This window comes from Stenotrophomonas sp. PS02297, assembly GCF_029959705.1.
GTDB lineage: Bacteria > Pseudomonadota > Gammaproteobacteria > Xanthomonadales > Xanthomonadaceae > Stenotrophomonas > Stenotrophomonas nitritireducens.
In genome coordinates, this window is record NZ_JASCOS010000001.1 from 56470 (window position 1) to 70224 (window position 13755).

Here is a 13755-nt window from a genome sequence, read left to right on the forward strand (position 1 = left end):
AGGCTGTCGGGGCGCTGCCTGCCGGTCCGCTGGCTGCCCAGGGGCCGCGCGGTCCGCTGGGACCAGTCCACCTGCCTTCGTATTGCGGCAGCTGCTGACGCCTGAAGCCTGTGTCCTCCAGAGGCCGGACATATCGGGTCTTGATGCCGCGGGGCCTCACAGCGGGACAAGAAAACAGTAGGTGCCGTCGACCTTTCCGTAGGGATAGGCGGTCGATTTCTCCGGATTGGGTTCGCCGTTCCTGTCGTACCTGTCGAAGTACAGGCGAAGCAGGCCCTCCGGTGCGGCCGCGAACTCTTCCCCAGGCAGCGCAGCGGGCGTGTTCTCGAAGATGGCGGACATGATCCTGGTGCCGGCGTCCCGGGCGAACAGCCATCGAAACACCGCAAGCACCTCCGGTTCGGCTTCGTCCTCGCACAACAACTGCTGCGCCGCGGCCGCGTCGTTTCGCGAATTGGCCTCCAGCAGACTCTGTCGAAGCGCCTCCGGCGAATCCGGGGGAGCGGCCATCGCGCCGGAACATGCCAGGAGCAGCCACGTGCCGGCAGCAATGCGATGGGGGCGTTTCTTCATGGCAGGGTTCCACGCCGGCGTCCTGGGCACTATAGCCACCGATGCCGACCAGGGAGCGTCGGGTTGCTTCTGCCAGTAGAGCGCATCCGGATCACGGGCTGTCGTCATCGCGTACGCGCAGGAAGCGCGCGAACCGCGGCAGGCCGTTCGTGGTCAATCCGTTGTAGCGGTAGGTGACCAGGCTGCCGACCGGCGGCGGCGCCATGCGTTGCGCGTCCTTCAAGCCACTGCCGATACGGAAACGTGCGCCGTCGGCACGCTCCACCAGCAGCGCACCGAGCAGGCCCGCATATTTGCCCTTGCCCGGCAGATGCGCGATCACCCGCGCCTCGGCATCGTCCCAGGGCTTGAGCTTGAGCAGGCCGTCGCTGCGGCCCGCAGCGTAGTAATTGTCCTGATGGTGCAGCATCAGTCCTTCGCCGCCGGCCGCAACCGTGGCTGTCAGATGGCGATGCAGCGCCGCGGTATCGGCGATGCGCCGTTGCGGGATGAGCTCGAGGCTGGGAGCGGCGGCGCGTGCGAGCAGTACGCGCAGGGCTGCCAGGCGCTGGTCGAAGGTGCCCGCGTGCCCGGGCAGGTCGAAGACCATCAGGCGCAGGCCTCGCCAGCCGGCTTCGTCGGGCGGATGCATGCGCACGATGGCGCTGGCGTGTTCGAAGCGGCCGCGGCCGCCCCACAGCTCGCCATCCAGCGGCTGCGCGGGCCAGTTACGGGTGAATCCGGGCGGGGGCTCGATGCGATGGCCGCCACGCGTCCACAACGCCTGTCCGTCCCAACGCGCGCGCACGCCGTCGAGCTTCTCGCTTACCCAGTAGCGGGACACGTCCGGTCCGTCGCGCCATTGGCCGGCCAGCATCAACGGAGGCGCGGCCGCCGTGGCGGCCAGCGGCAACAGCAACAGGTACAGCAGCAGTGTCGGCAGGCGTCGCATGATTCCCCCGCAGGAATGGGTGCAGGGACAGCATGCGTGCACGGCAAACGCCGTTGGATCAGGCGTGGAGGGAAGTGTGCGTAGGCACCTGCACCACCACGCTGTCGGTCAACGGCCGGGCAGCGTGTCGAGGAAGCCGCGTACCGCCGGGCCGTAGCGGTCGTAATCGACCAGGAAGGCATCGTGGCCCTGCGGCGAATCCATGCCGATGAACTGCGTGTCGGCGCCGCCGGCACGCAGGCCGTCGGCGACCTGCTGCTGTTGTTCGACCGGGAACAGGATGTCGGTGTTGGCGCCGATGGCCAGCGCCCGCTGCACGCGGATCTTCGCCAGGCCGGCCATTACATCGCCCTGGCCGTATTCGGCCAGGTCGAACCAGTCCATCGCGCGGCCCAGGTACAGATAGCAGTTGGGGTCGAAGCGGCGCACGAAGCGGCGCGCATGGCCTTCCAGATAGCTTTCGACCTGGAATTCGAGGCCGAACGGGTCGTCGTCGCCCTGTTCCGAATCCAGCCTTACGCGGCCGAAACGGCCGTCCCATTCCAGTGCCGAGCGATAGGTGATGACACCCAGCTTGCGCGCCATGCGCATGCCCGACTCGGGGTAATGGGCCTCGTCGTAATCGCCGCCGTTCCATGCCGGGTCCAGGCGGATGGCCTCGCGCTGCAGCGAACGGATGGCGATGGAGAACGGCAGGGCCTGCGCACTGCCGGAAATGTTGATGTGGGTGCGCGCGATGCCGGGATGCTGGAGCAGCAGCGCCAGCGCGGTCATGCCGCCCATCGAGTTGCCGATCAGGCAGGCCAGTTGCCCGATGCCGAGCGCACGCACCACCTCGGCCGCGGCGTTGGCGATGTCCTCCACCGACAGTTCGGGGAACGACAGCCGGTAGGGCTTGCCGATGGCCGGGTCGAGGGAGGCGGGGCCGGTCGAGCCCTTGCAGCTGCCCAGCGAATTGACGCAGACCACGAACCAGCGGTCGGTGTCGATCGGCTTGCCGGGGCCGAGCATCGGCTCCCACCAGCCGGGAGCGGTGTTGTCCGGGTGGCTGGCGGCGTGGGCGTCGGGCGAGAGGCCGGTGACGATGAGGATGGCGTTGCCGGCATCGGCGGCCAGCGTGCCCCAGGTCTCGTAGGCGATGCGCGCGCCCTGAAGCTGGCCGCCGCGCTTCATCGGGAAGGGCGAGGCGAGCGCGTGGAAGCGGCTGGCTTCGGGGATGAACTCGGTCATCGGCCGATTCTACCGGCGCCATGCGGCGCTGTGCTCGCCGCCTCATGTCGTGGAGGCATCACCTCATGCCGCCCGTCCAGGGGCGGCGCATGCCTCCTTGGCATGGACAGGCGTGCGTCAGCCTCAGCGTTCCCAGGGTGGTGCCCCCCGGAGCGAGCGATGCCACGCCGATGAGCGTGAGATGGCGGATCGCCCGTGGAACGGAGCGGCTGGCGAACCGGCGAAGCCGAGCAGGAAGGTGGCCGCGCGCGACGGTACGAGCAACGCCATGGTGCCAAGGACGACCAGGTAGATGCCGGTCAGCACGACGGCGCTGCGGGCTGCCACTTCGATCACTGAAGGTCTCCACGAGTCGCACGCCTGGCGCGGGCGAAGGAAACGGCGCCGGTCTCTGCCGCGCCCCGCCGTGAGGCCTGCCTTAAGGCGGGCACGCATGGGCCTGTCGAAATGCGCGGGGCTGCCCCCGCGACACCTGCTTACGGAGAGTCGAGGACGATCTCCAGCGTTCCCTTCGTCGGCAGGGATACCTTCACCGGCGTCGACTCGACATCGCCCTCCTGGCGCATCGCGTTGCCGCTGGCCGAGAGGCGCGCGAACACTTCCACCTCGCCCAGCGCGGAGAGTTTCTGCGTCGGCATCGGGCTGTCGGCGTCGTCGAGCGTGACCGTGAGCGGTCCAGCCTGCGCCGGGTGCCGCTCGACCGCGACCGGCATCGGCGGGCCGCCGGGAACGCGGGCGATGACGAACAGGGTGTCCTTGCTGGCGGCGACGCGGGCCTGCAGCGCGGGCGCCAGCGTGACCCGCACGGTGATGGCGTGGCCGTCCGCACTGCCTGCAGCGGCAGGCGTGGCCGCGGCGGGTGTCGACGGGGGCAGGCCGGCATCGGCGCGGGCGGCATCGATCTGTTCGCGCAGCGCGGTGGCGGCATTGGGTTCCAGGCGTGGCAGCAGGTCTTCCCAGGTGCGCACGGCAGCTTCGTCCTGGCCGCGCTGGCGCTGCACGATGCCGACCAGCCAGGTGGCGCGCTGGTTGTCCGGCGCCACCTGACGTGCGTGCTGCAGCCATTGCAGGCCGGTGTCGTCGAACAGCATCTTCGGGTGCGCACGGGCGCGCGCCTGCGCCGCTTCGACCAGCAGTTCGGGCTGGTCCGGCTCGAGCTTCAGTGCGCGCTCGAACGATCCGGCGGCATCGGCCATGCGCCCAAGCTCGAGCTGCGAGCGGGCCAGCAGGACCCAGCCCTCGGCGCGCTCGGGATGCTCGTCCAGCACGGCGCGCAGTTGTTCGACCGCCTGCTCCAGGCTTTGCGGCGCCTCGGCGTCGCGCGGCTGCAGCGCCGCCGGCGTCCCCAGCCACAGGTACAGGCCCACGGTGGCCACGACCATCGACGCGACCAGGGTGCCCCAGATCGCGCGCTTGCCCGCGCGCAGCAGCGGCCACAGCATGATGCCGCCAGCGGTGGCGGCCAGCAGCGCGGCCAGCGACAGGAATACCGCCTTCACCATTCGCGTTCGTCCTGGTTGGCGTCTTCGGCGGCGGGGGCGGGCAGGACGCGTCCCCGCCGGCTCACGTGCACGTACAGAAGCGCCGCGCCGGCCAGCAGCAGGGCGCCCGGCCCCAGCCACAGCAGCAGGGTGCTGCCTTCCATGCGCGGGCGGTAGAGCACGAACTCACCATAGCGTTCGACCAGGAACTGCTTGATCTGCGCATCGCTGCGGCCTTCGCGCATGAGGTTGAGGACTTCGCGGCGCAGGTCGTGGGCGATCTGCGCGTTGGAGTCGGCCAGCGACTGGTTCTGGCACTGCACGCAGCGCAGTTCGGCGGCCAGCGCATGGAAGCGCGCCTCCTCGGCGCGGTCGCGGTACTGCAGCGGGGCGGGGTCGCCCATCGGCTGCGCCATCGCCAGCCATGGCAGGCACAGCCCCAGCAGGAGGGCGGCCAGCCGCTTCATCGGCGCGCCTTGCCGGTGGACGCGGCCTCGATCTTTTCCAGCGCCGGGATCAGCTGCCGGTCGAGCACGTCCTGGGTGATGGCGCCGCTGTACTTCCAGCGCACGATGCCGCTGCCGTCGACCAGGAAGGTTTCCGGCGCGGCGGCGATGCCCCAGTCCAGCGCGGTGCGGCCTTCCTCGTCGGCGATCACCACCATGTAGGGATTGCCCAGCTGCTCCAGCCAGCGCAGTGCGTCCTCGCGCTCGTCCTTCCAGTTGTAGCCGATCACGCGCACGCGCTTGGTTTCGGCGAAACGGGTGAGGATGGGGTGTTCGTCGCGGCAGGTCGGGCACCAGCTGCCCCACACGTTGAGCAGGTAGGGCGCGCCGAGCAGGTCGCTGCTTTTGACCTTGACGGTGGGGTCGTGCAGCACCGGCAGGGTGAACGCCGGTGCCGGTTTTCCAATCAGCGCCGACGGCAGGCTGTCGCGGTCGGGCCGGTCCGAACGGCTGACGCCATAGAGCATCAGCCCGACCAGGCCGAGGAAGAACAGCGCGCCGATGATGAGCGCGACCGGCGGCAGGCGATGGGATGGATTCTGGGCGGGAGGCGTGTCGGACATCAGGATTTCTCGGGCAGCCGGCGGAAGCGGCGGTCGACGGCGGTGACGAAGCCACCCAGGGCCATCAGCAGCGCGCCCAGCCAGATCCAGCGGACGAAGGGTTTGACCTGCACGCGGACCGCCCAGGCACCATCGCCCAGCGATTCGCCGAGCGCAACATACACATCGCCGCCCAGCGCCGGATGGATGCCGGCCTCGGTCATGGGCATGCCGCCGCTGGCGTACATGCGCTTTTCCGGATGCAGCAGGGCGACCTCGCGGTCGCCGCGGAACACGCGCACGTGGCCGCGGTCGGAGTGGTAATTGGGGCCGTCGGTGGCATCCACGCCCTCGAATTCCAGGCGGTAGCCGCCGGCTTCGACCGCCTTGCCCGGCGCCAGCGCCACTTCATGCTGGATGCTGAGCGCTTCCACCAGCAGGGCGCCGACCAGGAACACGGCGATGCCGGCGTGGGCGATCAGCATGCCCCAGGTCTCGGCGTTCGGGCGTCCACCACTACGCAGGCGCTGCCACAGCACGTACAGCGTGCCGGCACCCACCCACACCGCGGCGGCGATGCCGATGGCGGTCTTCAACTTGCCCTGCGGGGCCATGAACCAGCCGATGATGCCCAGCGCCACGGCCAGCGCCGCCCAAGGTGCCAGCAGGGCGAGCGTGCGCCGCCCCTGTTCGCGCTGCCAGCGGGTCAGCGGGCCGAACGGCAGCAGCAGCACCAGCGGCGTCATCAGCAGCAGGAACAACGTGCCGAAGTAGGGCGGTCCGACCGATACTTTGCCCAGGTCCAGCGCATCGGCCAGCAGCGGGTAGAGCGTGCCCAGCAGCACCATCGCGCAGGCGCAGGCGAGCAGCAGGTTGTTGGCCAGCAGCAGGCCCTCGCGCGAATTGAGCGCGTAGGCGCGGCGCGGGTCGGCCTGGGCGCCCATCGCCGGCGCGCGCAGCGCGTAGAGCAGCAGCGAGCCGCCGATCACCAGCGCCAGGAAGACCAGGATGAACAGGCCGCGGGCCGGATCGGCGGCGAAGGAGTGCACGCTGGTCAGCACGCCCGAGCGCACCAGGAAGGTGCCCAGCAGCGACAGCGCGAATGCGGTGATGGCCAGCAGCAGGGTCCAGCCGACGAACACGCCGCGCTTTTCCGTGGCGGCCTGCGAATGCAGCAGCGCGGCGCCGGCCAGCCATGGCATGAAGCTGGCGTTCTCCACCGGGTCCCAGAACCACCAGCCGCCCCAGCCCAGCTCGTAATAGGCCCACCAGCTGCCCAGCGCGATGCCGAGGGTGAGGAAGGCCCAGGCCACGTTGGTCCACGGGCGGGTCCAGCGCAGCCAGCGCACGTCGATGCGGCCGTCGAGCAGGGCGGCGATGGCGAAGGCGAACGGCACCGAGAAGCCGACGTAGCCCAGGTACAGCATCGGCGGGTGGATGATCAGCCCGGGGTCCTGCAGCAGCGGGTTGAGGTCGCGGCCTTCGACCGGCGCCGGCAGCAGGCGTTCGAACGGATTGGAGGTGAACAGCAGGAAAGCCAGGAAGCCGACGCTGATCAGGCCCATCACCGCCAGCACGCGCGCCACCACCACCGGCGGCAGGCGCCGCGAGAATTCGGCCACCGCCGCGGACCACAGCGCCAGCACCAGAGTCCACAGCAGCAGCGAGCCCTCGTGCGCGCCCCAGACCGCCGAATAGCGGTAGATCATCGGCAGCAGCGAGTTGGAGTTCTCGGCCACGTAGCGCAGCGAGAAGTCCTGGCGCACGAAGGCCACGGTCAGCACCACGAACGCGCCCAGCACCATGGTCAGCTGCAGCAGCGCGGCCGGGCGGGCGATGGCCACGAACGGAGCGATGCCGCGCTGCGCGCCGAGCAGCGGCAGCACGCTCTGCAGCAGCGCCGCCAGCAGGGCCAGGATCAGCAGGATCTGTCCGACTTCGGCGAGCACTCAGCGCGACTCCGCCGGCGCGGCCGCGGCCGGGACCTGGTGCTTGCCATGGGCCACGCCCATCTTGTCGGCCAGCTCCTTGGGCATGTAGGTCTCGTCGTGCTTGGCCAATACCTCCTCGGCCACGAACACGCCGCCGGCCATGCGCCCGGTGGCGACCACCGCCTGTCCCTCGCGGAACAGGTCGGGCAGGATCTTGTCGTAGGTCACCGGCAGCTGCGCGTCGCCGTCGGTCACTTCGAAGCGCGCCAGCAGCGCGCCGGGCGCACGCTGGAACGAGCCCTTGGCGACCATGCCGCCGAGGCGGAAGCGCGCGTCGGGCGCGACCTTGCCGGCCTTCACTTCGGCCGGCGTGTACAGATAGGCGATGTTGCGCTGCAGGGCGGTGGCCACCAGTACGGCGGCGATGCCGGCCACGGCGACCACCAGCAGCACGAGCAGCAGGCGGCGGCGTTGGGTGGGGCTCATCGGCTCAATTCCTCGTCGCTGGGCACGGCGCCCGCGACGTTGCGGCTGGCGCGCGCCAGCCGGTTGCGTACCTCGCGCAGCTGCCGGCGCACCTGCAGGCGCGGGACGGCGAAGTCCCAGGCCAGCACCACGAAGAACACGGCGTAGGCCAGGGCGACGTACTGGAAATAGGTCATGTCAGTTTCTCCACGCGCTCGCGCACCCAGGCCTTGCCGGCTTCGCGGCGCAGGTTGTCGGCGCGGGCGCGGGCCAGCAGCGAGCCGGCGAACCAGAACTTGGTGGCCAGCACCATCAGCCACAGCGGCAGGACCATGCTGCCGTCCATGCTCGACTCGCCGAACATGCGGATGGTCTGGCCCTGGTGCAGCGAATTCCACCACACCACCGAATAGCGGATGACCGGCAGCAGCACCACGCCGACGATGGACAGCAGGCCGGCGGCGCGCGCGGCGGCGCGGCGGTCGTCGATGGCGCCGTACAGGCCCATCACGCCCAGGTACAGGAACAGCAGGATCAGTTCGGTGGTCAGGCGCGGGTCCCAGTCCCACCAGGTCCCCCACATCGGCTTGCCCCAGAGGCTGCCGGTGAGCAGGGTGACCAGGGTGAAGGCGGCGCCGATCGGCGCGCAGGCCATGGCCAGGATCTCGCACAGCTTGATCCGCCAGATCAGCGCGATGGCGCTGTAGAAGGCCATCAGCCCGAACACGAACAGGCTCATCCAGGCCGAGGGCACGTGGATGTAAAGGATGCGGAAGCTGTCGCCCTGCTGGTAGTCGGCCGGCACCACCGCCAGCGCCTGCCACAGGCCGAAGGCGAACAGGGGAAGCGAGGCGATGTAGCACCAGGGCGACCAGCGGGCGGCGAAGGCATCGAAATAGGCGGGGGAACCCAGCCGGTGGAACCAACCTGCCAAACCTTTGAACATCCGCTTGCTCGCTAGGAAGAACGATGATGGGCTGGTCCCCAGCCATCCCGTCGCCGGGCACCGCGGCGGTCGCCTGCGGGTCCGTGAAGATTAGCCGAAGACGGCGCGGTTGGCACGGCCAGCCCGCGCCGCGGCGGTCACTTCAGGGTGAGGGTGCCCTTCATCAGCGCCGAGTGGCCGGGGAAGCTGCAGAAGAACGACAGCGGCGCGCCGGCGGCGGTGAGCTTGGCCACCGGGACGCTGAGGGTGGTGCTCTCGCCGCCGCCGACCACCTTGCTGTGGGCGATGACGCGCGCGTCGCCGGCCTTGATGTAGTCGGCGGCCAGCCCGGCCTTGATGCCGTCGGCGTCGATGCCGGACATGTCGGCGGTCTTGGCGACCACCACGTTGTGGCCCATCACGTTCTTGGCCATCTTGCCGGTGTGCTTGAGGTTGATGGTGAAGGTGGCGCAGCTCTTGGGGACGTCGATGTTGGCCATGTTGTAGCGCATGGCGTCGTTGCCCTCCAGGTTCGCCGAGCAGGTGTCGGCGGCATGGGCGGCACCGGCGGCGCCGAGGGCCAGGGTGGATGCGACGATCAGTTTGCGGAACATCTTCAAAGCTCCTGTCTGCGGGGAGGGGGCGCCGCTGCGGGCGGCTGGCCGGCCATGCTGTCGCCGGCGGGGTGGGATGGCAAGCGACGCAATGTCGCAGGGCAAGCATGCGCCGGCATCTGCATGCTCAGTCTTCACGCAGGCTGGAAAGCCAGGCCGACACGGCCTGGATGCTGTCCTCGTCCAGCCGCTTGCCGACGCCGCTCATGATGAAATCGCTGGTGGAATCCTGCAGGTCGCCATCGCGGTATTCGGCAAGCTTGTTCTGCAGGTAGGTGGCCTGCTGGCCGCGCAGTACCGGGAAGGTCGCATACGGCGTGCGCCCGTTCCGGTCGGCGACGTCGGCATCGCGCATGCCGCGGGCATCGGGGCCGTGGCAGCCCTGGCAGGGCGGGATGCCCTTGGCGCCATCGCCATGCAGGTAGAGGTCGCGGCCGCGTTCGAGCAGGGCGGCATCGACCGGTTCGGCGGGCGTGTCGCCGGCGTCGGCCCTCGCCGGGTGCAGCGGCAGGCTGGCGTAGTAGGCCGCCAGGTCGCGCATGTCCTGGTCGTCGAGCGTGCTGACCAGCGGGGTCATCGGCGAGGGATGGCGTCCCCGTTTCAGTTCGACCAGCTGCCAGTAGAAGAAGTCCGCGCGCTGGCCGCCGAGGTTGGGGAAGGGCGGTGCGGTGCCGCCGCCGTCCTCGCCGTGGCAGGCGCTGCAGACCAGGGATTTCTCCTTGCCGGCGGCGGCGTTGCCGGCGATGCGCGGGGCCGCGCGCAGGTCGAGGTAGCGGGGATGCAGCGCGGGAGCGGGCGTCTCGTCGTCCGCGCCGCTGGCGGCATGGGCGAGGCCGAGCAGGCTGCCGGCCAGGACGAGCAGGAGCAGGGTGGAACCTTTCATAGCGCCACCTCGAGCATCATCCCCAGCAGGTTGACGCGGTAGTTGGACGGGCCGCCATCGGTATAGACGCGGTGGTCGTAGACCAGCGTGTCCTCGAAGCCGAAGTAGTGCCAGTCCGAGAGGTTGCCGCGCTCCCAGGTGTCGAACACGCGCAGCCGCGTGCGCCGGCCCAGCGGCATCGACAGCCCGGCGGTGAGCGTATTGACCCGGTAGACCATCAGCGGATAGCTGCCGCTGGCCAGCGGCGCGTTGGCCGGCACGGTGAGTGCGTCGGGCGAATTCATGCGGTAGCCGGTGCGGCCGCGCGAGGACGTCCAGTTCCAGGCCAGGTCCAGGGTGGCGCGGCCGAGCCGGCGGCTGAGGTTGAGGCCGGCGTAGTGGTTGCGCTGGGTATCGTCCATCCACCAGCGGCTGGCCTCGGGATAGGTCGGGCCGCCGAGTTCCGGATCGCTGCCGACGGCGTCGTTGACGTTGGCGAACACCAGCTCGGAGCGGTCGTGGCCATACCAGGCGCTGGCGGTGGTGTCCGGGTTGGGCTGCCATTCCCACTGCACGCTGGTGGCGTAGCTGTCCAGCTTCCGCCGCCCGATCTGCGCGTCGTAATGGTTGCGGTCGCCGCGCGCGGAAACGTACACGGTCATGTCGCGGGGCAGGACGAAGGTCGCCATCAGGTCGAGCTTCTGCTGGGTGCGCGAGGCGATGTCGTACTTGCGCAGCGCCGCGACCGTATGCGGGCTCAGGCCGCCGGCCGGTTCGACGAAACCGGGCAGCGAGCTGGAGAAGGTGAACTCGTAGGGGTCGTAGTAGTAGGCGCTGCCGCCACGGTCCAGCCAGGTGTAGTTGGCGCGGAAGCTCAGCCAGTCGGCGGTGCGGTTGTTCCAGCTCAGCTTCACCGCGTTGTCGCGGGTGGTGGCGACCTCGCGGTGGGCGCGCTCGATCCAGGTGAAGGTGTAGGTGGCGCCGAGCGTGTTGCGGGTGGAGGGGCGCCAGTCCATGCCGGTGGAGATCTCGCGGGTCTCCTTGTCCAGCGGCAGGTTGCGGATGCGGGTGAGCACCGAACTGTTGGCGCCGCCGTCCCATACGCCCATTTCGCCGGGCACCACCGAGCCCTGCGAGCCGTTCTCGGCGATATAGCCCCATTGGTCGGTCAGCGGGTTGTAGGACCAGTAGGTGCCGGCGTAGTCCTCGCGCAGGTAGCGCGCGGTGCTGCGCCAGGTCAGCCCGTCCATGGGCTGCAGCACCAGGCGGGCGTCGAACTTCTGGTTGTTGATCGCCATGTCGGCGCGGTCGCGCGACAGCGCGGCGGTGGTATTCCAGTTGGCGCAGTTGGCGATGAATGGCGGCGCCAGGTTCTGGCCGAACTGCCCCTGGCAGTCCATCGGCGGCAGCAGGCGGTCGTTCTGGCGCATGGTGGTCAGCGCTGCGGCGAGGGTGAAATCGCCCTTCCATGCCGGCAGCCTGCGGCTGAAACTGGCGCCGATGCGGTGGTAGTCGTTGTCCGGCTCATAAGCGAACGAGCCCTGGTACAGCGGCGGCGAACTGGCGCCGGCCACCGAAGTCACCGCGAACGGCACTTCGTAGCTGTAGCCGCGGCTGGCATGGCGGAAGAACGAGCCGGTGTAGCTGAAGTCGCTGCGCCACAGGTTGCCGACGAAGCGGAAGCCGCCGGTGAAGTTGAGCGTGCTGTCGTCGATCGGGCGCGGGATCTCGTAGATGCCGCCATTGTTGGCGAAGGGGTAGTTGAAGAAGAACGGGCCGCCGAACGGGCGCGCGCCCTTGCGTTCTTCGTGGGTGAGGCTGGCGTAGGTGGTCCAGCGCGGGTTGAGCAGGTAATTGATGCTCACGCCCTGTTTGTCGCGCACCACCGACAGCGTGGTCAGCGGCAGCGCGGCGGAAATGGCCGCGACCTGCGCGGAGCTGCTGCCGGCTGCGGCCAGGCCCGGCTTGAGGGTGAGATGGTCGCTGCCCACACCGTCCCAGATCGAGCGCGCGTTGCCGCTGAGCACATTGGGCGAACTGCGCGCGAAGGCCTGCACCTTGTAACGCCCGGCCTGGCCGAGCACCGCGCGGTAGTACTGGTTGTCGCGCTGCAGCCGGCTCAGGCGCACGTCGGCATAGCTGCCGTCGGCGGCGCGGCGCAGGCTGAAATCGGCCTGCAGGACGAGGCCGTCGTCCGGGTCGCGGAAGCGCCGCCAGTTGGTGTTGGCGGTGTCGCCGCTGACATGCAGGTAGCCCAGCGCGACGTCGCCCGCCCACTGCCAGGCGCCGTCGCCGGCCGGCTTCAGTGCCGGCATCTGCGGATTGCAGCCATAGAGGAAGCCGGTGGGCGTGCGCTTGGGCGCCGCGGTCAGCCAGCTGGTGCCGTCCGGATCGCAGCCGCGCCAGCCGACGCGGCCGGATGGGTCAAGCCAGTTGCCGAACTGCAGGTCGATCCCGGCGCCGCTGTCCTGCGCCTGGGCCAGGCCGGCCAGCAGGGCGAGGGGCAGCAGCGACCAGCGGCAGGCGTGGGGGCGTTTCCACATGTGCATGGCGTCCTCCCGTTACTTGTGCAGGCGTGGGCCGGAGGGGTGGTTGGAGCCGTGGACCTGCGCATGGCAGGTGATGCAGCCGCGGCCCATCAGGCGTTCGTCCGGCGTCATGCCGTTGCCGAGCGACAACTCCGTCTGCAGGTCGTTGGGGTGGCGTGTATGCGAGTGGCACTGCTGGCACAGCATCGGGACCGGCGCGACCAGCAGGGCATGCTGGTTGGAGCCGTGCACCTGGTGGCAGTTGAGGCAGCTTTCGCGCACGGGGGCGTGTTCGAACAGGAACGGCCCGCGTTTCTCGGCATGGCACTGGTAGCAGGTCTCGTTGACCGTGTCGGTCTTGAGCAGGGTGGCGTTGAGCGTGCCGTGCGGATTGTGGCAGTCCACGCAGCTGATCTGGCCTTCCGGCAGCGGCATGTGCGAGCGGCGGTTGAACTGCTGGCGGATGTCCTTGTGGCAGGTGGCGCAGGTTTCGCTCACCGACTGCTTGGCGGTCAGGCCTTCGGCGGAGAACTTCTGCATCGGGTTGTGGCAGTCGCTGCACGACAGGTCGTTGCGCTGGTGGATCGAGCCCAGCCACACATCGCGCGGGCCGCCGGAGTGGCAGCCAAGGCAGCTTTCGGTCTGGTTGGCCACCGGCGTGCCGCCCTCGTGGGTGAAGGCGATGATCGAGCCCTTGGCGGTCGGGTTGGCCGCATGTATCGAACCCGGGCCGTGGCAGGCCTCGCAGGTGGCGGTGGCAGGATTGGCGGCCAGCGCCACCTGCATGCCCAGCGCGTGCGCGGTGTGGGCGAAGTTGTCGTTTTCCTTGGCGTGGCAGGCGGTGCAGACCTGCTCGCCGACCGCCTTGGCTTCCGGATGCGCCTGGTTGCGCGCGGGGACGGCATCGGCGAAGCCGGGCGGAGCGTCGAAGCCATGCCCGGAAACGGTGGAGGCGAACCGGGTCTCGGGCAGCTTGACCGCCTGCGCCGAGGCGTCGGCCTTGACCGGGGCGAGCCAGGCCGCCGAAACCAGCACCGCGGTGGCGAGCAGCATCACGAAGGCGAGATAGAACCGCACGTGCCTCTCCTTTGTCGTCCCTGCCGATGGGTGGGTGACAACAACGTAATTGCGATTACGGTGCGATTTTGGGAAAGCCTGCGTTCAGGT

Annotated in this window: 15 protein-coding genes; all 15 read right to left on the minus strand. The window is 69.5% G+C overall.

Features of this window, described 5'->3' with window-relative positions; translation table 11 throughout:
- Positions 1-156: 156 nt before the first annotated feature.
- Positions 157-573 (minus strand): hypothetical protein, encoded by a 417-nt coding sequence (locus QMX80_RS00285; RefSeq protein ID WP_282274512.1) that lies wholly within the window; start codon positions 571-573, stop codon positions 157-159.
- Positions 574-664: 91 nt separating this feature from the next.
- Positions 665-1504, minus strand: a complete 840-nt coding sequence (locus tag QMX80_RS00290; protein ID WP_282274513.1) for a DNA ligase — start codon at positions 1502-1504, stop codon at positions 665-667.
- A 108-nt stretch (positions 1505-1612) separates the two neighbouring features.
- Positions 1613-2734 carry a homoserine O-acetyltransferase gene (locus tag QMX80_RS00295; RefSeq protein ID WP_282274514.1) on the minus strand — a complete coding sequence of 374 codons (1122 nt, stop codon included), beginning with the start codon at positions 2732-2734 and terminating at the stop codon, positions 1613-1615.
- A 123-nt stretch (positions 2735-2857) separates the two neighbouring features.
- On the minus strand, positions 2858-3070 hold the full coding sequence (locus QMX80_RS00300) for a hypothetical protein (protein ID WP_282274516.1): 213 nt from the start codon (positions 3068-3070) through the stop codon (positions 2858-2860).
- Between the two features lie 140 nt (positions 3071-3210).
- Entirely contained in the window at positions 3211-4236 is a 1026-nt protein-coding gene (locus tag QMX80_RS00305) for a tetratricopeptide repeat protein (protein WP_282274518.1), read from the minus strand.
- Positions 4230-4682, minus strand: coding sequence for a cytochrome c-type biogenesis protein (locus QMX80_RS00310; protein WP_055769470.1), 453 nt, complete (start codon positions 4680-4682; stop codon positions 4230-4232). The genes QMX80_RS00305 and QMX80_RS00310 overlap by 7 nt, the downstream gene beginning before the upstream one ends.
- Complete coding sequence (locus tag QMX80_RS00315; protein WP_055769468.1) at positions 4679-5284, minus strand: DsbE family thiol:disulfide interchange protein; 606 nt, start codon at positions 5282-5284, stop codon at positions 4679-4681. The genes QMX80_RS00310 and QMX80_RS00315 overlap by 4 nt, the downstream gene beginning before the upstream one ends.
- On the minus strand, positions 5284-7212 hold the full coding sequence (locus QMX80_RS00320; RefSeq protein WP_273083927.1) for a heme lyase CcmF/NrfE family subunit: 1929 nt from the start codon (positions 7210-7212) through the stop codon (positions 5284-5286). The genes QMX80_RS00315 and QMX80_RS00320 overlap by 1 nt, the downstream gene beginning before the upstream one ends.
- Entirely contained in the window at positions 7213-7680 is a 468-nt protein-coding gene (ccmE, locus tag QMX80_RS00325; protein ID WP_055769465.1) for a cytochrome c maturation protein CcmE, read from the minus strand.
- The gene (gene ccmD / locus QMX80_RS00330; RefSeq protein ID WP_282274519.1) at positions 7677-7856 is read right to left on the minus strand and encodes a heme exporter protein CcmD; all 180 of its coding nucleotides are present in this window, start codon (positions 7854-7856) and stop codon (positions 7677-7679) included. The genes ccmE and ccmD overlap by 4 nt, the downstream gene beginning before the upstream one ends.
- Positions 7853-8593, minus strand: coding sequence for a heme ABC transporter permease CcmC (gene ccmC, locus QMX80_RS00335; RefSeq protein WP_235504300.1), 741 nt, complete (start codon positions 8591-8593; stop codon positions 7853-7855). The genes ccmD and ccmC overlap by 4 nt, the downstream gene beginning before the upstream one ends.
- 149 nt (positions 8594-8742) lie before the next feature.
- Positions 8743-9198 carry an azurin gene (azu, locus tag QMX80_RS00340; protein WP_055770333.1) on the minus strand — a complete coding sequence of 152 codons (456 nt, stop codon included), beginning with the start codon at positions 9196-9198 and terminating at the stop codon, positions 8743-8745.
- Positions 9199-9325: 127 nt separating this feature from the next.
- On the minus strand, positions 9326-10081 hold the full coding sequence (locus QMX80_RS00345) for a c-type cytochrome (protein ID WP_282274520.1): 756 nt from the start codon (positions 10079-10081) through the stop codon (positions 9326-9328).
- On the minus strand, positions 10078-12603 hold the full coding sequence (locus QMX80_RS00350; protein WP_282274521.1) for an MtrB/PioB family outer membrane beta-barrel protein: 2526 nt from the start codon (positions 12601-12603) through the stop codon (positions 10078-10080). The genes QMX80_RS00345 and QMX80_RS00350 overlap by 4 nt, the downstream gene beginning before the upstream one ends.
- An 18-nt stretch (positions 12604-12621) precedes the next feature.
- Entirely contained in the window at positions 12622-13665 is a 1044-nt protein-coding gene (locus tag QMX80_RS00355; protein WP_282274522.1) for a DmsE family decaheme c-type cytochrome, read from the minus strand.
- Positions 13666-13755 lie beyond the last annotated feature (90 nt).

Bases quoted from the DNA above. Each gene is read 5' to 3' on its own strand.
- QMX80_RS00285 (WP_282274512.1), bottom strand. From the start codon at position 573: ATGAAGAAACGCCCCCATCGCATTGCTGCCGGCACGTGGCTGCTCCTG.
- QMX80_RS00290 (WP_282274513.1), bottom strand. From the start codon at position 1,504: ATGCGACGCCTGCCGACACTGCTGCTGTACCTGTTGCTGTTGCCGCTG.
- QMX80_RS00295 (WP_282274514.1), bottom strand. From the start codon at position 2,734: ATGACCGAGTTCATCCCCGAAGCCAGCCGCTTCCACGCGCTCGCCTCG.
- QMX80_RS00305 (WP_282274518.1), bottom strand. From the start codon at position 4,236: ATGGTGAAGGCGGTATTCCTGTCGCTGGCCGCGCTGCTGGCCGCCACC.
- QMX80_RS00310 (WP_055769470.1), bottom strand. From the start codon at position 4,682: ATGAAGCGGCTGGCCGCCCTCCTGCTGGGGCTGTGCCTGCCATGGCTG.
- QMX80_RS00315 (WP_055769468.1), bottom strand. From the start codon at position 5,284: ATGTCCGACACGCCTCCCGCCCAGAATCCATCCCATCGCCTGCCGCCG.
- ccmE (WP_055769465.1), bottom strand. From the start codon at position 7,680: ATGAGCCCCACCCAACGCCGCCGCCTGCTGCTCGTGCTGCTGGTGGTC.
- ccmD (WP_282274519.1), bottom strand. From the start codon at position 7,856: ATGACCTATTTCCAGTACGTCGCCCTGGCCTACGCCGTGTTCTTCGTG.
- azu (WP_055770333.1), bottom strand. From the start codon at position 9,198: ATGTTCCGCAAACTGATCGTCGCATCCACCCTGGCCCTCGGCGCCGCC.
- QMX80_RS00345 (WP_282274520.1), bottom strand. From the start codon at position 10,081: ATGAAAGGTTCCACCCTGCTCCTGCTCGTCCTGGCCGGCAGCCTGCTC.
- QMX80_RS00350 (WP_282274521.1), bottom strand. From the start codon at position 12,603: ATGTGGAAACGCCCCCACGCCTGCCGCTGGTCGCTGCTGCCCCTCGCC.